This window comes from Lentzea albidocapillata subsp. violacea (assembly GCF_900100275.1).
GTDB lineage: Bacteria > Actinomycetota > Actinomycetes > Mycobacteriales > Pseudonocardiaceae > Lentzea > Lentzea violacea.
The window spans coordinates 205363-226081 of record NZ_FNET01000006.1; the positions used below are offsets into that span (position 1 = coordinate 205363).

General features: G+C 67.8%; 20 protein-coding genes and 1 tRNA gene. 10 read left to right on the plus strand and 11 right to left on the minus strand.

The genetic code is table 11. From position 1 onward, the window contains the following. Window positions 1–42 precede the first annotated feature (42 nt). From BLR21_RS16190 to BLR21_RS16215, 6 genes are read right to left on the minus strand one after another with little or no spacing between them, the layout of a single operon-like run. On the minus strand, window positions 43–1527 hold the full coding sequence (locus BLR21_RS16190; protein ID WP_090006649.1) for a serine/threonine-protein kinase: 1485 nt from the start codon (window positions 1525–1527) through the stop codon (window positions 43–45). Continuing rightward, the gene (locus tag BLR21_RS16195) at window positions 1527–3002 is read right to left on the minus strand and encodes a peptidoglycan D,D-transpeptidase FtsI family protein (RefSeq protein WP_090006650.1); all 1476 of its coding nucleotides are present in this window, start codon (window positions 3000–3002) and stop codon (window positions 1527–1529) included. The genes BLR21_RS16190 and BLR21_RS16195 overlap by 1 nt, the downstream gene beginning before the upstream one ends. After that, on the minus strand, window positions 2999–4471 hold the full coding sequence (locus BLR21_RS16200) for an FtsW/RodA/SpoVE family cell cycle protein (RefSeq protein ID WP_090006651.1): 1473 nt from the start codon (window positions 4469–4471) through the stop codon (window positions 2999–3001). Before BLR21_RS16200 ends, BLR21_RS16195 begins: the two co-directional genes overlap by 4 nt. 3 nt (window positions 4472–4474) lie before the next feature. Then, window positions 4475–5866 (minus strand): PP2C family protein-serine/threonine phosphatase, encoded by a 1392-nt coding sequence (locus BLR21_RS16205; RefSeq protein WP_090006652.1) that lies wholly within the window; start codon window positions 5864–5866, stop codon window positions 4475–4477. Beyond that, window positions 5863–6324 carry an FHA domain-containing protein FhaB/FipA gene (locus BLR21_RS16210; protein ID WP_030465595.1) on the minus strand — a complete coding sequence of 154 codons (462 nt, stop codon included), beginning with the start codon at window positions 6322–6324 and terminating at the stop codon, window positions 5863–5865. The genes BLR21_RS16205 and BLR21_RS16210 overlap by 4 nt, the downstream gene beginning before the upstream one ends. Before the next feature lie 51 nt (window positions 6325–6375). Next, window positions 6376–7641 (minus strand): DUF3662 and FHA domain-containing protein, encoded by a 1266-nt coding sequence (locus BLR21_RS16215; protein ID WP_090006653.1) that lies wholly within the window; start codon window positions 7639–7641, stop codon window positions 6376–6378. Between the two features lie 126 nt (window positions 7642–7767). On the opposite strand from BLR21_RS16215, the gene BLR21_RS16220 reads away from it, so the two are divergent. From BLR21_RS16220 to BLR21_RS16235, 4 genes are all read left to right on the plus strand, one after another. Next, window positions 7768–7850, plus strand: a tRNA-Leu gene (locus BLR21_RS16220). A gap of 174 nt (window positions 7851–8024) precedes the next feature. Then, window positions 8025–8810 carry an NADP-dependent oxidoreductase gene (locus tag BLR21_RS41655; protein ID WP_143027739.1) on the plus strand — a complete coding sequence of 262 codons (786 nt, stop codon included), beginning with the start codon at window positions 8025–8027 and terminating at the stop codon, window positions 8808–8810. 316 nt (window positions 8811–9126) lie between these two features. Further along, entirely contained in the window at window positions 9127–9744 is a 618-nt protein-coding gene (locus BLR21_RS16230) for a hypothetical protein (protein WP_090006655.1), read from the plus strand. Between the two features lie 14 nt (window positions 9745–9758). Continuing rightward, window positions 9759–10415 carry an NAD(P)H-binding protein gene (locus tag BLR21_RS16235; RefSeq protein ID WP_090006656.1) on the plus strand — a complete coding sequence of 219 codons (657 nt, stop codon included), beginning with the start codon at window positions 9759–9761 and terminating at the stop codon, window positions 10413–10415. Here BLR21_RS16235 and BLR21_RS16240 read toward each other — a convergent pair. Then, window positions 10412–11692: a D-arabinono-1,4-lactone oxidase gene (locus tag BLR21_RS16240; protein WP_256334716.1), complete on the minus strand. Its 1281-nt coding sequence runs from the start codon at window positions 11690–11692 to the stop codon at window positions 10412–10414. The genes BLR21_RS16235 and BLR21_RS16240 overlap by 4 nt on opposite strands. A gap of 86 nt (window positions 11693–11778) precedes the next feature. Here BLR21_RS16240 and BLR21_RS16245 point away from each other — a divergent pair, with 86 nt between their 5' ends. Further along, on the plus strand, window positions 11779–12960 hold the full coding sequence (locus BLR21_RS16245) for an amino acid deaminase/aldolase (RefSeq protein ID WP_090006658.1): 1182 nt from the start codon (window positions 11779–11781) through the stop codon (window positions 12958–12960). On the opposite strand, the gene BLR21_RS16250 is transcribed toward BLR21_RS16245, so the two are convergent. Next, window positions 12957–13601 carry a TetR/AcrR family transcriptional regulator gene (locus BLR21_RS16250; protein ID WP_218130888.1) on the minus strand — a complete coding sequence of 215 codons (645 nt, stop codon included), beginning with the start codon at window positions 13599–13601 and terminating at the stop codon, window positions 12957–12959. The two genes, BLR21_RS16245 and BLR21_RS16250, sit on opposite strands and share 4 nt — an antisense overlap. Before the next feature lie 82 nt (window positions 13602–13683). Here BLR21_RS16250 and BLR21_RS16255 point away from each other — a divergent pair, with 82 nt between their 5' ends. The 3 genes from BLR21_RS16255 to BLR21_RS16265 are packed head-to-tail and all read left to right on the plus strand — an operon-like array spanning window position 13684 to window position 16911. Next, window positions 13684–14931, plus strand: coding sequence for a GH1 family beta-glucosidase (locus tag BLR21_RS16255; RefSeq protein ID WP_090006659.1), 1248 nt, complete (start codon window positions 13684–13686; stop codon window positions 14929–14931). A 40-nt stretch (window positions 14932–14971) separates the two neighbouring features. Next, window positions 14972–16132 carry an MFS transporter gene (locus tag BLR21_RS16260; protein WP_090006832.1) on the plus strand — a complete coding sequence of 387 codons (1161 nt, stop codon included), beginning with the start codon at window positions 14972–14974 and terminating at the stop codon, window positions 16130–16132. After that, window positions 16132–16911 carry an SDR family NAD(P)-dependent oxidoreductase gene (locus BLR21_RS16265; protein ID WP_090006660.1) on the plus strand — a complete coding sequence of 260 codons (780 nt, stop codon included), beginning with the start codon at window positions 16132–16134 and terminating at the stop codon, window positions 16909–16911. Before BLR21_RS16260 ends, BLR21_RS16265 begins: the two co-directional genes overlap by 1 nt. 309 nt (window positions 16912–17220) lie before the next feature. On the opposite strand, the gene BLR21_RS16270 is transcribed toward BLR21_RS16265, so the two are convergent. Both BLR21_RS16270 and BLR21_RS16275 read right to left on the minus strand, forming a co-directional pair. Continuing rightward, entirely contained in the window at window positions 17221–17580 is a 360-nt protein-coding gene (locus tag BLR21_RS16270; RefSeq protein ID WP_030480258.1) for a hypothetical protein, read from the minus strand. A 12-nt stretch (window positions 17581–17592) separates the two neighbouring features. Continuing rightward, window positions 17593–17883 (minus strand): hypothetical protein, encoded by a 291-nt coding sequence (locus BLR21_RS16275; RefSeq protein WP_256334718.1) that lies wholly within the window; start codon window positions 17881–17883, stop codon window positions 17593–17595. 191 nt (window positions 17884–18074) lie between these two features. Here BLR21_RS16275 and BLR21_RS16280 point away from each other — a divergent pair, with 191 nt between their 5' ends. Both BLR21_RS16280 and BLR21_RS16285 read left to right on the plus strand, forming a co-directional pair. Then, entirely contained in the window at window positions 18075–19457 is a 1383-nt protein-coding gene (locus BLR21_RS16280) for a helix-turn-helix domain-containing protein (RefSeq protein WP_090006661.1), read from the plus strand. 153 nt (window positions 19458–19610) lie between these two features. Beyond that, complete coding sequence (locus BLR21_RS16285) at window positions 19611–19892, plus strand: hypothetical protein (RefSeq protein WP_090006834.1); 282 nt, start codon at window positions 19611–19613, stop codon at window positions 19890–19892. A 91-nt stretch (window positions 19893–19983) separates the two neighbouring features. Here BLR21_RS16285 and BLR21_RS16290 read toward each other — a convergent pair whose 3' ends face one another. Further along, the gene (locus BLR21_RS16290; RefSeq protein WP_090006662.1) at window positions 19984–20703 is read right to left on the minus strand and encodes an SDR family oxidoreductase; all 720 of its coding nucleotides are present in this window, start codon (window positions 20701–20703) and stop codon (window positions 19984–19986) included. Window positions 20704–20719 lie beyond the last annotated feature (16 nt).

A 20719-nucleotide genomic window follows, 5' to 3' on the forward strand; every position in this document is an offset into this window, starting at 1 on the left:
CGCTCCTCGTCGACGGTGTTCCGAACTCGGTTCTGGTCTTGCTCATGGCGCGCACGTCACCTTCACCTGCGAGCCGACCGGCACCTCGCCTGTCGGCGCGATGGCGGTGACCCGGCATTTCTTCAAGTCGCCCGGTGGCGTGCCCTGCGCGCTCTGCACCCGGGGTTCCAGGCCTTGGTCGATCAGCTCGATGCTGACCTCGTCGCCGGAACGGCCGATGTAGTCGTCCTCGTCGATCCGCTTCGGCGAACTGCCCGGAATCCGGTCGGCGGAGTCGGGCTTCGCCTGACCGTTCGCCGGGGGATTCGAGTTCGCCGGGCTGGACGTCGTCGGCCGGCCACCTTGCCCGGTGCTGTCGTTCTGCTTGACGGTGAACTTCCACAGGAGGAACACGCCAAGAATCACCAGCACTGCCACCAGGACAGCGACCATAACCCAGACGACGGTCCGGTTTCTCCCCGGTGGCGTCGGCATGGGAGTGAACGTTCCGGTTCGGTGCGCCGGCTGCATTCCGGTCTGGTGCGCCGGTTGCATGGCCGGATGGGTACCGGGACGTCCCGGCCCTCCCTGGTGGTGCGCCATCTGCGGCGGAATCTGCAGTGGCTGGGAAGCCTGTGGTGGTGGGGGTGGTGCCTGCACCACCTGCTGCGGGATCACCGGAGGCATCGAGAACCCGGACGGCGTCGGCAGCGGCTGACCCACCCGCACCGCGCTGACCGCCGCGGCGAACTCACCGCCGGTCCGATAGCGCTGCCTCGGGTCCTTCACCAGCGTGGCCTCGATCAACGCCCGCGCACCAGGCGGGACGTCCGGCGGCAACGGCGGCGCGATGTCGCGGATGTGCATCATCGCGACCGTCACCGCGTTGTCCGAGAGGAACGGCCGATGACCGGCCATGCACTCGTAACCACACACTGCCAACGAGTAAACGTCGCTCGCCGGTTCGGCCTCGCCGCCAAGAGCCTGCTCGGGGGCGATGTAGTGCGCGGTGCCCATCACCATGCCCGACCGCGTCACGGGTGCCGCGTCCACGGCCTTCGCGATGCCGAAGTCGGTGATCTTCACCTTCCCCGACGGCGTGACCATGATGTTGCCGGGCTTCACGTCGCGGTGCACGAGACCGCGTTCGTGGGCCGCCTGCAACGCGTTCCCGGTCTGCTCCAGCAGGTCGAGCGTCACGTCGGCGGTCAGCCGGCCCCGGGAGATGATCGTCGCGAGCGGTTCGCCCTCGACGAGTTCCATCACCAGGTACGCGGTGTCCTCCGGTCCGTCCGCGATCGACGCGGTCTCGCCGTAGTCGTGCACCGACGCGATGCCGGGGTGGTTGAGCGACGCGGTCATCCGCGCCTCGACCCGGAACCGGTGCAGGAACTCGGGATCTCCGGAGAGCTCCGCCTTGAGCACCTTCACCGCGACGCGGCGGTCGAGCCTGTCGTCCGCCGCCTCCCAGACCTCTCCCATGCCACCGACCGCTATCCGCCTGCTCAGGCGGTAGCGGTCGGCGAGGAGCTGGCCCTTGGTCAGCATCAGCGGCCTGCCAGGTACGCGTTCATCACGGCGCGCCCGATCGGTGCGGCGACCTTGCCGCCGGTGGCGCCCAGACCGCGGTCGCCACCGTCCTCCACGATGACCGCGATCGCGATCTCCGGCTTCTGGGCCGGCGCGAACGCGATGTACCAGGCGTGCGGCTTGTTCTCCGCCACGTTCTCGCCGTGCTCGGCGGTACCGGTCTTCGACGCCACCTGGACGTTCGACAGCCGGCCCTCGCCACCGGTGTTGATCTCCGACTGGACCATCATGTCGCGCAGCACGTTCGCGTTCGCCGTGCTCATGGCGGTCTCGATCTGGTCGGGCTCGGTCTCGTCGATCGGCTTCAGGTCCGGGCCGAGGATCTTCGACACCAGGTACGGGTGCATGCGCTTGCCGTTGTTGGCGATCGTCGCCGCGACCATCGCGTTCTGCAGCGGCGTCACGCGCACGTCGCGCTGGCCGATGCCGCTCTGGTAGAGCGCGGCCTCGTCCTGGATCGCGCCCAGGGTCGACGTCTCGACCGCCAGCGGTACCTCGAGGTCGTTGTCGTTGAAGCCGAACTTGTTCGACTGCGCCGTCAGCTTGGACTTGCCGACCTGTGCCGCCATCTCACCGAACGCCGTGTTGCACGACTTGGCGAGCGCGGTCTCCATCGACGCCGTCTCGCCGGGGCCGCAGGGCTGGCCGTTGAAGTTCGGGAACGGCGCGTTCGACGTGCCGGGCAGGTTGATCGTGCCCTTGGCGGTGTACTGGGAGTCCTTGTTCTTGCCGTCCGCGAGCGCCGCGGCCGCCACGACGACCTTGTACGTCGAGCCGGGCGGGTAGAGACCCTGGGTCGCGCGGTTGATCAGCGGGTTGCCGTTGGCCTTGGCGGTGAGCTGCTTCCACGCCGCCTGCTGCTCCGCCGCGTCGTGGCTCGCGAGCAGGTTCGGGTCGTAGGACGGCGTGCTCGCCATCGCGAGGATCTCGCCGGTGTCCGGCTTGATCGCGACGACCGAGCCGGTGAAGCCCTTCGCCACCAGCTGGTCGTACGCGGTCTGCTGCACCTTGGCGTTCAGGGTGAGCTGCACGTTGCCGCCGACCGGGTCACGACCGGTGATCAACGCGGAGACACGGCGGGTGAACAGCCTGTCGTCCGAGCCGTTGAGGAGGTCGTTCTCGGTGCGCTCGATGCCGGAGGTGCCGTAGGTGACCGACAGGTAGCCGGTGACGGCCGCGTAGGCCGGGCCGTTGTTGTAGGTGCGCAGGTACCGGAGACGATCGGTCGTCTCCTTGACGTCCGCGATCACGGTGCCGTCGGCGACCGTGATCAGACCGCGCTTGCGGGCGTACTCGTCGAGCAGCACCCGGCGGTTGTAGGGGTTCTTGCGCCACTCGTCGGCGTTGATCACCTGGACCCACGTGGCGTTGCCCAGCAGGAGGACGATCATCACCATCATGGCCATGCCGACGCGGCGGAGCGGTGTGTTCATTTGGGACGCTCCACCATCACAGTGTGCTGGTCGGCGATAGCCGGTTGTTGCGGTTTCGGCTTCGCGATCCGTTGCGGGGCCCGCGCCGCCGCAGAAATTCGCAGTAGCAACGCGACCAGGATGTAGTTGGCGAGAAGTGACGAACCGCCGTAGGACAGGAACGGCGCGGTGATACCCGTCATCGGGATCAGCTTGGTGACACCGCCGACGACGATGAACACCTGGAAGCACACCGCGAACGCGAGACCGCCGCCCAGGAGCTTGCCGAAGCTGTCGCGCACCGAGATGGCGCCACGCAGGCCGCGCAACGCGAAGACCATGTAGACCAGCAGCAGGGCCGCGAAGCCGACGAACCCGAGCTCCTCGCCGATCACGGCGGTGATGAAGTCGGTGTTCGCCTCGGGGATCATCTCCGGCCGGCCCGCGCCGAGACCGGCACCGCCGATGCCGCCGGTCGCGAGACCGAACAGCGACTGCGAGATCTGGTACCCGCCACCGATCACGTCGTAGCGGGCGATCGGGTCCTGCCAGTTCGCCACGCGCTGCTGCACGTGCGTGAAGAGCTTCCACGCGATGACGGCGCCGCCGGCGAACAGGCCGAGACCGAGCACGACCCACGCCGCTCGTTCGGTGGCGATGTAGAGCAGCACGAGCACGATGCCGAAGAACAGCAGTGAGGAACCCAGGTCCTTCTGCAGCACCATGACCGCGACCGTGACGCCCCAGGCCGCGAACAGCGGGCCCAGGTCACGGGCGCGGGGCAGGTCCATGCCGAGGAACCGGCGGCCCGCCACCGTGAAGAGGTCCCGCTTCGACACGAGGAACGCGGCGAAGAAGACCATCAGGAGGATCTTGGCGAACTCACCGGGCTGGAGCGACAGCGGTCCGATGCGCAGCCAGATCTTCGCGCCGTTGATCGTCGGCGCGATGAAGCCCGGCAGCACACCGGGAAGCAGCAGCGCGACCAGTCCGACGAGGCCGAACGTGTAGCCGAAGCGCGCGAGCATCCGGTGGTCCGGGAGGAACTTCAACGTGGCCGCGAACATCAGCAACCCGATGCCGGTCCAGATGACCTGCTTGAACGCCACCGGGTCCCACGTGGAGCCGTCCAGGAAGACGGTGCCCTCCAGGGCCAGGTCGATCCGGTGGATGACCACCAGTCCGAGCCCGTTGAGCAGCGCGACGCACGGCAGGATCGCCGGGTCCGCGTAGGGCGCCCACCTGCGCACGGCGAGGTGGGCACAGGCGAAGAGTCCGAGGTACGCGAGACCGAGGTAGAGGATCCTCAGGCTCAGCGAGCGTTCCTGGTTCAGTTCGACCAGGATCAGCGCCAGCGTCACGAGACCGGCGGCGAACGACAGCATCACCAGTTCGGTGCCGCGTCGCGTCGGCGCCTTCAGCCCCGGCGACGTGTTGGTCGCCACCGACGCGCCTGGTGAACCTTCCCCGGCGGGGACGGGCGAGCCCATCAACTACGGACCCTCCCGGCATTCCACACCCGGCTTTTGCTGGGAGGGGGTGAGCGAAGGCTCGGTGGAACCGGTCTCCGGGGTCGAAGAGCCGTTGGCGGGCGGCGTGCTGGACGGCGTCGTCGGCGTCGTGCTGGTCGACGACGTGTCCTTGCACAGCGGCAGCATGTGCTCGGTGCGCAGCAACCGGACCGCGGCGCGGGCGCCGTCGAGGCCGTTGTCGCTGCGGATACCGGCGGTGATGGTCTTCCGGCCGGCTTCCTGCAGGTCGTTCAGCGTGATCGGGGTGCAGCCCGTGGACCCGGGCGGGCACGAGTCCTCGACCTTGGACGACAGCTTGAAGCCGAGCACCGAGCCGTTCAGGCCGCGGAAGATCGCGACCTGGCCGTCCTCGGTGGCACCGACGTAGAACTGGGTGTTGAGCCACAGCTTGCCGCCGACCGCCACGACACCGGTCAGCAGGAGCAGCACGAAGATGATCGCGAACGCCTTGATGGCGTTGCGCTTCTTGCGCTTCGGGTCCTGCGGAGGTGGTGGCGGTGCGTCCATCCGCTGCGGCATCGGCGGGCGCTGCTGCGTGAGCGCGCTCGCCCGCGAGGCCGCGGAGTCGGGCGGGGTGTTGTGGTCCTCGCTGCCGTCGCCGGCCGCGCCACCGAGGATCGGGTAGTCGTCGCCGAAGTCGACGTCCTGGACGTCCGCCACGATCACCGTGACGTTGTCGGGGCCGCCGCCCTTGAGCGCGAGCTCGATCATCCGGTCCGCGCAGGCCTGCGGGTCGGGGATGCGGATCGCCTCGTCGAGCGTCTCCAGGCTCACGACGCCGGACAGTCCGTCCGAGCAGAGCAGGAACCGGTCGCCGACGCGCGCTTCGCGCACCGTGAGGCTGGGCTCGAAGTCGTGCCCGGTGAGGGCGCGCAGCAGCAACGAGCGTTGCGGGTGCGTGGCGGCCTCGTCCGGGGTGATCCGGCCCTCGTCGATCAACGACTGGACGAACGTGTCGTCGTGCGTGATCTGCGCGAAGGAGCCCTCCCTCAGGAGGTACGCGCGCGAGTCGCCGATGTGCACGAGCCCGAGGCGGTTGCCCGCGAACAGGATGGCCGTGAGCGTGGTGCCCATGCCCTCCAGGTCCGGGTCGCTCGTCACGAGCTCGGAGATGGCGCCGTTGCCACTGGCGACCGCGTCGCGCAGCTTGCCGAGGAGGTCGTCGCCGGGCTCGTCGTCGTCGACGTGGGCCAGCGAGGCGATGACTACCTTGCTCGCGACCTCACCGGCGGCGTGGCCACCCATGCCGTCGGCTACTGCGAGCAGGCGGGGGCCCGCGTACACGGAGTCCTGGTTGTTGGCACGAACCAGGCCCCTGTCGCTTCGGGCCGCGTATCGAAGAACCAAGGTCATGAGCGCAGCTCGATCACCGTTTTGCCAATGCGGATCGGGGTGCCGAGAGGTACACGCAGGGGTGCGGTGACCTTGGCTCGGTCTAGGTAGGTGCCGTTCGTGGAACCGAGGTCCTCCACGTACCAGTCGGTACCGCGCATGGACAGCCGCGCGTGCCTGGTCGACGCGAAGTCGTCGTCCAGCACGAGGGTGGAGTCGTCAGCGCGGCCGATCAGGATCGGCCTGCCGTCGAGCGAGATGCGGGTGCCTGTGAGCGCCCCGTGGGTGACCACGAGTTGCCGGGGCGCCTTGCTTCCCCTCGCCGACTTCTCGGACCTCCGGAATCCGGGCAGTCCTGATGCCCGGAGCCCTGAGGCTGCGTAAAGATCAGAGCGGACCACACGTAGGGCGGCCAGCACAAAGAGCCAGAGGAGCACGAGAAAGCCCGCTCTGGTCAGCTGCATCACCAGCTCTGGCACCGGTTGTAACCGCTCCTGCCTTGAGTTGCCTACCGACGCCCGTATCGACCTCTAGCCCGCGGTGCGGAAAACCAGTGACGAGTGGCCGATGCGGACGACGTCGCCCTCCGCGAGCTGCCAAGTCTGCACTGGCGTGCCGTTGACCGTGGTGCCGTTTGTCGAACCGAGATCAGCGAGCATCGCATTCTGCCCGTCCCAGGAGATTTCCAGGTGGCGCCTGGAGACTCCGGTGTCCGGGAGGCGGAAGTCGGCTTCCTGCCCACGACCTACGACGTTTCCACCCTGCTTCAGGTTGTACGTCCGGTTGGATCCGTCGTCGAGGTGCAGCGTCGCGTTGAGCTGACGGTTCGCGCCCTGGGTGGCCGGCGGGGCGTATCCGCCCTGGTTGTAGCCCTGGTCGTAGCCGCCCTGCTGGCCGTAGCCCTGCTGCTGGCCGTAACCCTGGTCGTAACCGCCGGCCGGCTGCTGGCCGTAGCCCTGGTCGTAGCCGCCGCCCTGTTGCTGGCCGCCGGCGTAACCCTGGTCGTAACCCTGCTGCTGGCCGTAGCCCTGCTGCTGGCCATAACCCTGGTCCTGGCCGTAGCCCTGCTGCTGGCCGCCGCCGTAGCCCTGGTCGTAGCCCTGCTGCTGGCCGTAGCCCTGGTCGTAGCCGCCGCCCTGTTGCTGGCCGCCGGCGTAACCCTGGTCGTAACCCTGTTGCTGGCCGTAGCCCTGCTGGCCGTAGGCCGGGTCCTGTCCTTGCTGGCCATAACCCTGCTGCTGACCATAACCCTGCTGGTCATAGCCCTGCTGCTGGTCGTAGCCCTGCTGGCCGTAGCCGCCCTGACCATAAGGGTCCTGGCCGGGCTGGCCCTGTCCTTGTCCGTAGCCGGGTGGCTGGCTCATGGATCGGTCTCCTGCGGTGCGAGGTGGTGCTGACCGTCGGCTGGCCGCTTTCACGTCGGGGTCGACGGACGAGCTGGTTCGGAACTGTCCGGTGTGCAGCGCCTCGGAGCGCTCCAGGGAGACTACGACGTCACCATAGGTATCCCACCCGGACTCGGCCAGGTGCTCCCGCAGGCCCTCTGCGAGAAGCTGTGTGATGCGTAGTTCATCCTGCTCGTCGCCCGCAAGACGTTCGTGGTCCTGAGGCCCGAGCAGCACCTTGTAATGGTTGGGGGCTAGCAGTCTGCCACCCGCGAGCTCGCGGATGTTGCTGTCACCCTCCCGATGCAGTGCCTGTGCCACCTCTTGGGGCACGACGCTGCCGCCGAACACGCGCGCGAAGGTGTTGCCGACCAGGCCTTCGAGCTTGCGTTCGAAGCGTTGCAGGCCCATGTCGACTCCTTCCGTTCGTGCCGATCGGCCGGGCTCCTGTACCGATCGTATCCGGGTACGACCAGCCCTACAGGGGGCGATTAGGAACCTGGTTTGGACGCGTGCTAGTGTTTCCAACGTCTCCAGGGGCAAGTGGCGGAATGGCAGACGCGCACGGTTCAGGTCCGTGTGTCCGAAAGGACGTGGGGGTTCAACTCCCCCCTTGCCCATACGAAAGTGGGAGAGCCCTGTTCGCGGAATGCGCGAACAGGGCTTTCTTTATGGTGTCTTCTGGGGGCCGAGCCCCCAGACCCCCAGCCGGAGGGCTCCGCCCCCGGACCCCCGTATCGCGTTCGGCAATTGAGATCGTATCGGTGATGTCTGTCACTCGTTTGGGGGGTGCCATGTGGGCGATTGCGGCTGCCGGCTTCGGTGCGGAACTGGAGCTTGTCGAGGTTGCCCGGCCTGCGCCAGGCCCAGGTCAGCTGCTGGTTCGGTTGTTCGCTGCCGGGGTGAACCCGTTTGACCGGAAAGTAGTCGGCGGGATGCTTCGTGGTTCTGCTCCTCACGTGTTTCCGTTGGTTCCTGGAACTGATGGGGCTGGTGAGGTTGTCGGTTCTGGGGAGAGGGTTTTCGGGACGTTCTTCCGCCGTCCTGTTGGGGGCGGAACATACGCCGAGTACGTCACAGTTCCCGTTGAGAACGCGTTGGCGCCGTTGCCCGAAGGTCTTGATCCTGCGGTTGCGGCCGCGTTGCCTACTGCCGGCATGACCGCTTTGCAGTTGGTCGAGTCGTTGGGTGTTGCGGAATCCGTGCTGATCGTCGGTGCCTCGGGTGGCGTCGGGTCGTTCGCCGTCCAGCTCGCGCGTGCGGCGGGCAAGCGGGTCATCCCCATCGGCCGCGGCGACTCCCTCGTGGAGGCCGACGCGCTCATCGACCTCGTGAGCGCCGACCGTTCGTCGTTCGAGGCGAACGCGCGCTATGCGCCGCTGGCCTTCAACACCAACTACGTTTCCGCTGATCCCGCGCAGAACTTCGGTCTGAAGGGGTCGCGGGAAATGCTGGTGCGACTGGCATCCATGGTGCAGTCGGGTGACCTGGAAGTGCCGATCGGCCGACGCGTGCCGTTGCGTGACGCGGCCGACGTTTTCGCAGGTCACGGGCCCGGCAAGACCGTGATCATCATGTAGGTGGTCGTTCTGGCGCGGTGAACGGTCGGCGGACGGTGACCGGTGCCGCTGACCGGTTTTTTGCCCTCACGCCTGGCGCACCTACTTTGAGCAGCTCTTTTCGTGCGTCCATCCGGATTAACGTCACCCAGACGGCAGCACAGCAGGACCGAACTCCCCTCGCCACTCCTCGACCGGTCACCGACCGGTCGGCGCCGTCGATCGCAGGGGGTCCTGTGACCTGGGGGCGGGCCGCGCGCTTCCTGCTAATTCTTATGCCAGAGCACGAGTCGAAACGCGGCGGATCTCCCGCCGCGGGTGACGAGGAGGCACTGGCGTGAGCAGCACCCCAGCAAGGACCGCGGCGCTCGACAGCTCGAACGGTCTGTCGACCACCCCGGTCCCGGTTCCGGAACTGCCCGCGTCCGTCGAGGAGCTGGCTGCCGCTGCGGCGATCCGCCTCGGCTGGCACGGCGTGGTTCTCCCCGAAATGGTCCTGATGGGCCGCAAGGTCGTCGTCGTGGCCGAACTCCTGGCCGACGCCCACGCCGAGCGCGTGTGTGTGGGTGCGGGCCCCGAGGCCGACAAGACCACCGTCTCCACGTGGGTGTGGCCGGAGATGGAAGGCCGCGTTCCCCCCGCCGCGGTGCGGATCGTCGGCGTCCTGGCCGTCGCCCGTCACTGGAGGACGGCGCTGGCTTCCGCCGTCCCCTTCGCCCGCTACGGCAACGCCGCGGTCGTCCTGCCCGAGTCGGTCGCCTTCTCGCACGACTACCTCGCGAACTGCCTGCCGCGCGTGCGCCGCTACGGCGTCTCGGTGCTGCTGGCCGACGACGAGAAGGACCTCTCGGTCGACGTGTCCGGCCGCCAGGAGAACGCTCCCTCCGAGGACACCGCCATCACCCGCTGGGTCAACGAACTGGTCTACGAGCAGGTGCTCGCCACCGCTTCCTGATCTACGGTCGGGCCATGCGAGTAGTCATAGCCGGCGGACACGGGCAGATCGCGCTGCTTCTCGAGCAGCTGCTGGCCACCCGTGGAGACGCCGCCACAGCACTGGTCCGCAACCCCGATCATTTTGGCGATGTGCAGGAAGCCGGAGCCGTTCCGGTGTTGTGCGACCTGGAGTCCGCTGATCTGGACTCGGTCGCCGCGTATTTGAACGGTGCTGACGCGGCCGTGTTCGCCGCTGGTGCCGGCGCCGGATCCGGTGCCGCCCGCAAGGACACCGTGGACTACGGGGCCGCTGCGCTCTTCGCTTCTGCCTGCGTCGAGGCCGGGGTGCGGCGGTTCCTGCAGGTGTCCACCGTCGGGATCGAGTCCGCTGACTCGCCGTCGGTGGACCCCGAGTTCGCGGTGTACCTGAAGGCCAAGAAGCTGGCAGAGGACGACCTGAAGCCGCGTGATCTCGACTGGACGATCCTGCGGCCAGGGCCGCTGGTGAACGACGCACCGACCGGGCTGGTCACGTTGGCCGAGCCCCGGTTGCCGCGGTCGTCCGTCACCCGCGCGGACGTCGCCGCCGTGCTGGCCGAACTGCTCAACGCTCCCAACACGATCGGCAAGACGCTGGAGCTGGTGAACGGCGAGACGCCGGTCGCCGACGCCGTTCGCCTGATCCTCTAGCCGAGCACGCGGTCCAGGTAGGGGTTCGTGAACGTCCTGCCTGGATCGACCTCGTCCCGCACCCGCAGGAAGTCGTCGAAGTGCGGGTACAGCGGCCGGAGCTCCGTCGCGGTCAGGTCGTGCATCTTGCCCCAGTGCGGGCGGCCGCCGACCGACGCCGCGATGCTCGCGTACGCGTCGAAGAAAGCCTTGTACTGCATACCGAGTGCCTGGTGCATCGAGATGTACGCGGTGTCGCGGCCGTTCGCCGTGGAGAGCCAGATGTCGTCGGCCTGGGCCACGCGCACCTCGCACGGGACGATCAGGTGGTCGCGCTCTCCCAGCTTGGCGGCGACGGCCTGGAGTTCGCGGATCACGTCCATCAGGGATTCGCGGGGGATCGAGAACTCGGTCTCCACGAACCTCACGCGCCTGGGCGTCACGAAGACGTTGTGCGAGTAGTCCGAATAGGACCGTTCGGAGATCAGCGAGCCGCAGAGTTCGTTGAGGCGCCTGGTGTAGCGGGGGAAGGTCCTGGCGACCTTCGTGACGGCGCCGAACGCGGCGTTCTCCATGACCTCGTACTCCCAGGCCTGGCGGAGCTTCGAGAGCGGGCGCGCGGCCTCGGTGATCCTGTTGTTGCGCTTGAGGATCACGCGGTCGGAGTGGGTGAACCAGTGGAACTCGACGTGGTCCTCCACGGCGCAGAGGTCGTCGAACTGCTCCAGCACGGCGTCGAGGCGGCCGGGGGATTCCTGGGCCTGCAACACGAAGGACGGGACGCAGCGCAGGGTCAGGGTGCTGATGACACCCAGCGCGCCCAGGCCCACGCGGGCGGCGTTGAAGAGGTCCGGGCGTTCGGTCCGGGAGCAGGTGACCACGGAGCCGTCGGCGAGGACCAGTTCCAGCGCTTCGATGGCGGTGGCGAGGACGCCCAGTTTTCCGCCGGTGCCGTGGGTCGAGGTGGAGACCGCGCCGGCGACGGTCTGGGCGTCGATGTCGCCCAGGTTCGGCATCGCCAGGCCCAGGCGGTGGAGGTCGGCGTTGAAGACGCGCAGGGGAGTGCCGGAGCGGACGGTGACCAGTCCCGTTTCCGCGTCCGCGCGTACGATCCCGGTCCACCGGTCCAGGTCGAGCGCGGTGTCCGGGGCGACGGCGATGTCGTTGAACGAGTGGCCGCTGCCTCGCGCGCGGACGCGGCCGCCGGAGAGGACGGCTGCGGCGATCTCGTCCGTGCTGGACGGGTGGACGACGCGCGCAGGCGTGCACGAAGCCGTTCTAGCCCAGTTCGTCCACACGCGAACCTCCACGAGAGAGTGTGACCTGCGAGTAACGTAAGTGAAAGCTCTTCACGTTTCAAGGGTTCAGCACGTACCGTCAGGGCATGCGCAGAACTCGACTCGACGCCGCGACGAAGGACCTGGATCCTCCGTTCGCGATCGTCGACCTGGATGCCTTCGACCACAACGCGGCGGACCTCGTCCGGCGCGCTGCCGGTCATCCGATCCGGGTCGCGAGCAAGTCGATCCGCGTGCGCGAACTCGTGAGCCGGGCGCTCGAACGGCCCGGTTACGCCGGCGTCATGTGCTACTCGCTGGCCGAGGCGTTGTGGTTGTCCGAGCAGAACGTGACCGAGGACCTGCTCGTCGCCTACCCGACCGCCGACCGCGCGTCGCTGCAGAAGCTCGCGGCCAACGAGACCGCACGTCAGCGCGTCACGATCATGGTCGACTCCACCGAGCACCTCGACTTCGTGGACGCGGCGATCGGGCCGCACGCCGACATCCGGGTCTGCCTGGAGCTCGACGTCTCGTGGCGGCCGTTGCCCGGCGTGCACATCGGACCGCGCCGTTCGTCGATCCACACGCCGCAGCAGGCCAAGGCGCTCGCCGCCAGGATCGTGCGGCGGTACGGCTTCAAGCTGGTCGGCGTCATGGCCTACGAGGGCCAGATCGCCGGCCTGGGGGACAACCCTCCTGGCCAGCCGCTTCGTGCGATCGGGATCCGGCTCATCCAGGGCAGGTCCGGCCCTGAGCTGGTCCAGCGTCGCACCGCCGTGGTCACCGCCGTCCGGCAGGTCGCCGACCTGGAGTTCGTCAACGGTGGCGGCACCGGCAGCCTGGAGCTCACCGGCTCGGACCCGTCGGTCACCGAGCTCGCGGCAGGGTCCGGTCTCTTCGGGCCGACGCTGTTCGACGGCTACCAGGCGTTCAAGCCGGAACCGGCGGCGCTGTTCGCGTTGTCCGTGGTGCGCAAGCCGACCAGGCGGGTGGCCACGCTGTTCGCCGGCGGCTACATCGCGTCCGGCACGCCGACACCCGACCGCCAGCCGTCGCCGTACCTGCCGGAGGGTCTGAAGACGCTCGGTCTCGAAGGCGCGGGCGAGGTGCAGACGCCGGTCACCGGCAAGGCGGCGGAACAGCTGCGCATCGGCGACCGCGTCTGGATGCGGCACGCCAAGGCGGGCGAGCTGTTCGAGCGGTTCGACGAGGTGCACCTGGTGCACGGTGACCGCATCGAGCGCACCGTGCCCACGTACCGCGGCGAGCGCCGCAACTTCGGTTAGACCGGCAGGCGTGACGACAGGTAACCCCTGACCAGGGCCCTGGCTTCGGTCAGGATCGCCTGGTCGCCACTCGGGTTCTTGCGGAACGCCATCTTCATCACGGCGTCGGCGGCCTCGACGGCGATCGCGATCGGCAGACCGACCTCGCCCATCGGAATGGCGAACTTGACCGAGATCAGCTCCGAGATCTTGTCGGAGATGACGGCGTTGTTGTCGCGGCGGTCGTCGAGCAGGCGCATGTCCACGACGTCACCGAAGTGCAGCTTCCCGAACGCGGGGATCTCGCGGTGCATCGTCACGTAGACGTCGAACACCGTGTCCACGGCGTCCCACCAGTGCTCGAGTGTCGCCTGCTCGAGCCGTTCGGTGATGCCCTGGGAGAACTTGTCGACGTTGCGCAGCGTCAGCGCCTGCACGACGGCTCTCTTGTCGGGGAAGAACTGGTAGAGCGAACCGACCGCCACGCCCGCTCTCTCCGCGATCAACGTCGTGGTGACGCCGTCGTAGCCCACCTCGTCGATCAGGGTGGCGCAGGCTTCGAGCATGCGCTCGACTCTCTTGGCGCTGCGCTGCTGGACGGGCTGGCGGCGAAGCGGGGTGGTGCTCGTCACGGCGACTCCCAGTAGTTCGGGTACTTCCATCTTGCCTGTTGTACGGCTCTTTCACTTCCCTGAACCTGTCAACACGCCTACGATCCGAACAAGTTTCACATTTGGAGGATCGATGAGCGACTTCCTTTGGGGAGTGTCGACGTCCGCGTTCCAGATCGAGGGCGCTTTCGAGGCCGGCGGCCGAGGCCCCTCCGTGTGGGACGAGTTCTCTCCTGTACACGAGAACCAGAACGCTTCCGTTGCGTGCGACCACTACCACCGGTGGCGCGAGGACGTTGCGCTCATGACGCAGCTCGGCGTGAACGCGTACCGGTTCTCGATCGCGTGGCCGCGCATCCAGCCGTCCGGCAAAGGACCCGTCAACGCCGAGGGACTCGACTTCTACGACCGCCTGGTCGACGCGCTCGTCGACGTCGGTATCGCCCCCGTGGCGACGTTGTACCACTGGGATACGCCGCTGGAACTCGAAGCCGAGGGCGGCTGGCTGGGCCGGGACATCGCCGACCGGTTCGCCGACTACACGGCGCTGGTCGCGGACCGGCTCGCCGACCGCGTGAAGCTGTGGATCCCGATCAACGAACCCGCGATGGTGACGTTGCAGGGCTATGCGATCGGTGAGCACGCTCCCGGCAAGACGTTGCTCATCGACGCGTTGCCGACCGCCCACCACCTGAACCTCGCTCACGGCCGGGCGGTCGAAGTGCTCCGGTCGTTCAACGCGCAGGCCGTCGGCACGGCGAACAACCACACCCCCGCGTGGCCGGTCGGACCGGACGACGTAGCAGCCGCCGAGGCCTACAGCGAAATCCACAACTGGATCTACGCGGATCCCATGCTGTCGGGCCGATATCCCGACGCGGTCGCCGAGCTTCTGCCTATCGCCGATGGTGACCTGGCCACGATCCACCAGCCGCTCGACTTCTACGGCGTGAACTACTACAACCCGACGCGGCTCAGGGCGCCGTCCGAGGGCAACCCGCTGCCGTTCGAACTGGTGGAGATCGACGAGTACGAGCGCACCGGGTTCGGCTGGCCGATCGTGCCGGCCGGGCTGACCGAGATGATCACGACGTTGCGCGAGCGGCACCCGGACCTGCCGCCGGTGTACGTCACCGAGAGCGGCTGCAGCTTCCCCGACGAGATCAACGACGCCGAGCGGATTTCCTACCTCGACGGACACCTCAAGGCCGCGCAGGCAGCGGATGTCGCCGGGTACTTCGTGTGGTCGCTGCTCGACAACTTCGAGTGGGAAGCCGGGTACTCGCAGCGGTTCGGCCTGGTCCAGGTCGACTACGAGACGCAGGCGCGCACTCCGCGCGACTCGTTCCACTGGTACAGAAGGGTGATCAGCGGTGAGTGAAGCCCTCGCCGAGCCGGTGGTGCGGGTTCGCCGCGGCTGGATGGCCTGGCTGTTCTGCGCGAACCTCGGGTTGTGGCTGGCGGTCTACGCGCCGATCCAGGTGCTGTTGCCGCAGCAGGCCGAGATGCTGGACAAGGCCGACAAGGAGCTGGTGTTCGGCATCGTCACCGGCTTCGGCGGCCTGGTGTCACTGCTGGTCGTGCCGTTGATCGGGTTCCTGTCCGACCGCACGACCTCGCGGTTCGGCCGCCGCCACCCGTGGACGCTGGCCGGCGCCGTCATCGGTGCCGCCGGTCTCGCCGTACTGGCCAACGCGCCGTCGGTCGTAGTGATGACCATCGGCTGGTGCCTGGTGCAGGCCGGCATCGGCGGCATGCTCGCCGCGCTGACCTCGGCCGTGCCGGACCGGGTGCCGGTCGAGCAACGCGCCCAGGTCGGCGGACTCATCGGGATCAGCCAGATGCTCGGCACGGTGCTGGGCGCGGTCGTGGTGACCTTGCTGGTCAGCGGACTTCAGGCCGGCTACCTGGCGTGCGCGGTCATCGTGCTGGCCGGTGCCATCTTCTTCGTTCTGCGCACGCCGGACACGCAGCTCATCGTGAAGCCGGTCAAGCCGACGTTCTGGATCTCGCCCAGGCAGCACCCCGACTTCGCGTGGGCGTGGGGCGGTCACCTGATGATCAACCTCGGCAACGCGTTCGGCACGCTCTACCTCCTTTACTTCCTCGGCGACGTGGTCCACCACGAGTCGCCGGAGGACGGGCTGCTGGTGCTCATGGCGCTCTACGGGGTGGCGCTCGCCGCAGGAGCGGTGCTGTTCGGCGCACGAAGTGATCGTTCCGGTCGCCGCAAGCCGTATGTCTACGGCGCCGCGGCCGTGATGGCGCTGGCGGCGTTGATCCTGGTGGTCTGGCCGACCTGGATCGGCGTCCTGATCGCCTCCCCGCTGCTCGGCGTCGGCTTCGGCACGTACTGGGCCGTCGCGATCGCACTGCTCACGCAGGTGCTGCCGGCCGCGTCCGATCGGGCCAAGGATCTGGGCGTGCTCAACGTGGCCAACGCGTTGCCGCAGGTCATCGCTCCCTTGCTGACCGCGCTGATTCTGGCCAACCTTGGCGGTTACCGCGGTCTGTTCGCGGTCTCCGCGCTGGCGACGACGCTGGCGGCGGTGTTGATGAGTCGAGTGCGATCGGTGGTCTGATGCAGGTCGAGGGCAAGAGGGTTCTGGTCACGGGAGCGTCCCAGGGGATCGGAGCGGAGGCGGCGTTCCGGTTCGCCGCCCATGGCGCACACGTCCACCTTGTGGCCCGGAGCGCCGAACTGCTCGATCTGCAGGTCGAACGGATCAAGGAGTTCGGCGGCTCGGCGACCGCTCATCCGGCGGATCTCGCGGACGCCGCGCAGATCCGCACACTCGCCGAGGACGTTCCCGCCCCCGACGTGCTGGTCAACAACGCGGGCGTCGGGCGCTGGCTGTTCCTCGACGACACGTCGTCCGACGAGCTGGTCACCATGACCGCCGTGCCGTACCTGGCCGCGTTGCTGCTGACCAGGGAGTACCTGGGCGCCATGCGGTCGCGCGGTTCCGGCTGGATCGTCAACGTGAACTCGCCGGTGTCCAGGCTGCCGATTCCGGGGGCGGTGGGCTACCAGTCGGCGCGCTGGGCGTTGCGTGGCCTGACCGCGTCACTTCGGCTCGACCTGCGCGGAACCGGCGTCGGGATCAGCGAAGTGGTGCCCGGCAAGGTTTCCAGCGAGTACTTCACCAACAACCCCGGCGCGGAGGAACGGATCCCGGCCATCGCCCGGCTGATCCCCACGGTCACGCCGCAGCAGTGCGCGAAGGCGATCGTGGACGCGGTGGAGAAGGAACGCGCCGAGCACCTGTTCCCGTGGCAGCTCAAGGCGTTCGAGATCTCCGGCCGGCTGTTTCCGGGCCTGACCTCGTACCTGACCTGGAGGACCGGCACGCACCGCTGATCTTGTCGGTGCTGCTGAGTACGTTGAAACGCAGGGGTTCCCAGCTCGGGGGGACCCCTGCGTGAGCGTGAAAACGGCCCTCGTCTGCGCGGGAGGTGCAGACAAGGGCCGTGGTTGGTGACCGCGGACCGACGACGGTCGGGGAGGGAAGGTGCACGTCACCGGCCCGCGGGAATCTGTGGAGTTGGGAAAGCTGACCGGGGCCCGCGATGTAGCGGTCGGGGGTTCGCACATCGCGGACCACCGGTCAGTAGGCGGTTTGCAGACCTGGTCGTGTCGGGGGGACGCCAGGTCAGTCGCAAACGCCCGTTAGTGGGCTCGAGCCACCGCGCGGCGGGACCGGGTGACAGGAGGAGTCACCGGGGCCTCGCGCAGATGGCGAGCCGGGCGCGGGGCGAGTCCGCCCGCGACCAGGTGTTCGTACGCGGCGCGCCACACCGAGCAAGGTGACTTCTGCTGGCGCCAGCGGCCGGAACATTCGGGGCAGTTGCCCTTCTCGTCCGGCTCGTGCGCCGCCAGCAGAGCACGCCATCCCTCGGTCAGCCGAGGGAGCTCGGATCGAGCCACCGACAGGAGGGACGGGGCGTCCGCGCGGCTCGCCAGCTCAGTGAGCAGGTCGAGGCGTTCCCACACAGCGTTGCGAAGAACCTGTCCGAGGATCGCGTCCATTGAACGTCACCGTCACCTTTCCGCCTGGTCGGCGGCTTCGCGTAGCGCGGCCCTGAGCTGTACGAGCTGGTCGTGGGACAAGACTGCCGTCTCACCGGGAGGGCCTACCAGGACCACTTGGCCCTGAACGACCTTCACGGTGAGCTGGCGGTCCCGGTCGACGACGTCGCCGCAGCTGATCTGCCACATCCGACGTTGCCCGGTCATGCCGCGCCATGTGGATTCGGTGTCACCCGTCTCCACAATGGAGGTGGAGCCTGGGGAGGAGCTGTCCACTATCAGGTCGTTCCTCTCCGTGCTCACTCGCTTACCGGAATCCAGATTGCGATGATTCATGCCGGAACGGGACGTCACAGCGCCCACCGGTGGAAGTCTTACGGTGAGCGGTAAGCGGTGTTCGGTAGAGCCGATCAGCTCCGCCGAAGAGGACTTCTCGGGCTCGGGGACCTGCCCCTAGTCTGCCGATGACGCCCAACGGACTGTGAGGGTGCGCGATGAACACCATGAGTTCCCAGGGCTCTCCGATCCCCGCCGACGTGTGGGACCAACAGGAGATGCGGGACGCACTGGCCCGACGAGAGATCAGCTCGGTCTACCGGCTGCTCCGAAGGCACGGCGTGTCCCAGCGCCAGATCGCGGCGCTCACTGGGCAGTCGCAGTCCGAGGTCTCGGAGATCCTCAAGGGACGCCAGGTGATGGCGTACGACGTCCTGACGAGGATCGCCATCGGCCTGGGTGTCCCACGTGGATACATGGGTCTCGCCTATGACGAGACAACGGCAGTACGGGTGGCCGCGACCGCGGACTCACCCCATCCTGAGGAGGACGAGTCGGTGAAGCGTCGGAAGTTCCTCGCGCACGCCGCCGCCGTGACAGTCGGCGCGGCCGTGTTCGGAGCGGACTCCGGGTCGTGGGTTTCACACCCCACACAGACTCCGGCTCCGGGACGCATCGGCATGACCGATGTGCGCCAGGTCGAAGCGGCGACGCGGGCTCTGCGTGCCCTGGACTACCAGTACGGCGGCGGTTCCTGCCGCGACGCGGTGGTCGCCCAGCTGTCCTGGGGACAGCAGATGCTCGGTGCGAGCTCTACGGACATCGTTCGCCAGCGACTCTTCGTCGCACTGGCGGACCTGCACAACCTGGCCGGCTGGACGTCGTTCGACACGGGTCTGATGGACTCGGCCCGCAACCACTTCGGTCAGGCGCTCGACCTCGCCAAGCAGGGCGAGAACGAGGCGCTGATGGCGAACATCCTGTACCGCATGGGCCGCGTCTACCTGCACCAGAACGCCCCTGACGACGCGCTGAAGGTGTTCCAGCTGGGCCAGCTGGCCGCGCAGAACTCCGGTTCCGAACTGGCCGTGGGCATCCTGTGCGCCAACGAGGCCTGGGCCTACGCGAAGATGGGTTCCGACGAGCAGGCGCTCAAGCTGCTCGGCCGCGCCCGTGACGAGTTCTCCCGTTCGAACATCGCCGAAGCGCCCGCGTGGGCCCGGTTCTTCAACGAGATCGACCTCTCGTCCATGATCGGCACGGTGCACACGGAGCTGGCTCAGACGGTGGACGCCAAGTACACGAGGACCGCGATCCCCGCGCTGTCCAAGGCGATCAACAACTTCGGCGACGAGTACGCGCGCAGCCGTTCGTTCAACCTGACCTCGATGGCGATCAACCACCTGCTCGAAGGCGACATCGACCACGGCGCCAAGATCGGCCGCCAGGCCGTCGACCTGTCGGAAAGCCTCAAGTCGGTGCGCACCAAGCAGCGCATGGAGCCGCTCCGCCAGGAAGCCGACAAGCGCCGCAACAACCCCGAGGCCCGCGAGCTCGCGGACCGCGTCGCCCGGTTCACCGGCACCGAGTCGGCCGCCTAGTTCCAATCTCGTTTGGGTCCTATAGCACCACTTTTGGATGGCGTGGGACACGAACCGGTAACGCCAGGGCCTTCGCACACGAATGCAGCATCGACGGGCGAGAAATCCACGCCTAAGGTGCGGCAGGTCGGGGCGAAGGACGAGGTGCGGCGCGTGAGCCTTACTCGGAGGTGGCGTTCCAGGAGAGCGCTGCGGTCCGCGCAGTTGCTCGACGAGGTGGTGGACACCCAGCTACCGCTGCTGGCGGGCTTCGACGAGGATCGCCGACGACGATCCGCCGATTACCTAGCCGAGCTCGTGGCGCTGGCTCAGGACTACCGCTACTACGCCAACGGCTGGATCGACAGCCGTGAGCTGGACCGCCGCGGTCAGCGGACGATGAACCGGCTGGCGCGGATGCGCGAAGAATCTTCGGCCCGACTGATCACCGACTAGTCCATTCGTGCGCAGCTCGTCGCGCCGATCGGACCACTCGCCGAGTCCGTTCGACTCGGTTGATGTTTCACGTTGAACATTTGGCCCGTTCTCACCAGGGCACGGTCCCTGCGTGGTCGAACAGACCGCCGGTCGGACCGTCGTCGGGCAACGTGGCCAGCCTGACCGCAATCCTCGCGCCGTCCTGCGGCGTCTCGCGTCCCTGGAAATCGTTGAACTCGGTGGCGACGTAGCCGGGACAGGCACCGTTGACCTTGATGCCCGTGAGCTCCTTGGCGTACTGGACGGTGAGGGAGTTCAGGAAGGTCTTCGACGGCGTGTAGACCCCGTCGGCGTCGCCCAGCTCCATGCCCGGTGTGGTCTGCAGGGTCATCGACGAGAGATGGCTCGACTGGTTGACGATGCGCGGCCGCACCGACCGTCCCAGCAGCGGCAGCATCGCGTTGGTGACCCTGACGACGCCGATCACGTTGGTGTCCATCACCTCCCGCAGGCTCTCCGCGGTCGCGGTCGAGGGCGCCATGGGCCACGGCCCCGCAATGCCCGCGTTGTTCACCAGCACGTCGAGGCGGCCGAACCGCTCGTCAAGCAGTGACACGGCGGAAGCCACGCTCTCGTCGTCGGTCACGTCCAACGGCACGGCGAACGCATCGACGCCGTTCGCACGTAGTTTCGCCACCGCTTCCTCGCCGCGTTCGCGGTCCCGCGACCCGACTCCGACGCTGACCCCCAGTGCGCCGAGGCCTGCCGCGATCTCGTACCCGATGCCCTTGTTCGCGCCGGTGACCAGCGCAATCGTCTGTTCGCTCATGCATTTGATCGTGGTC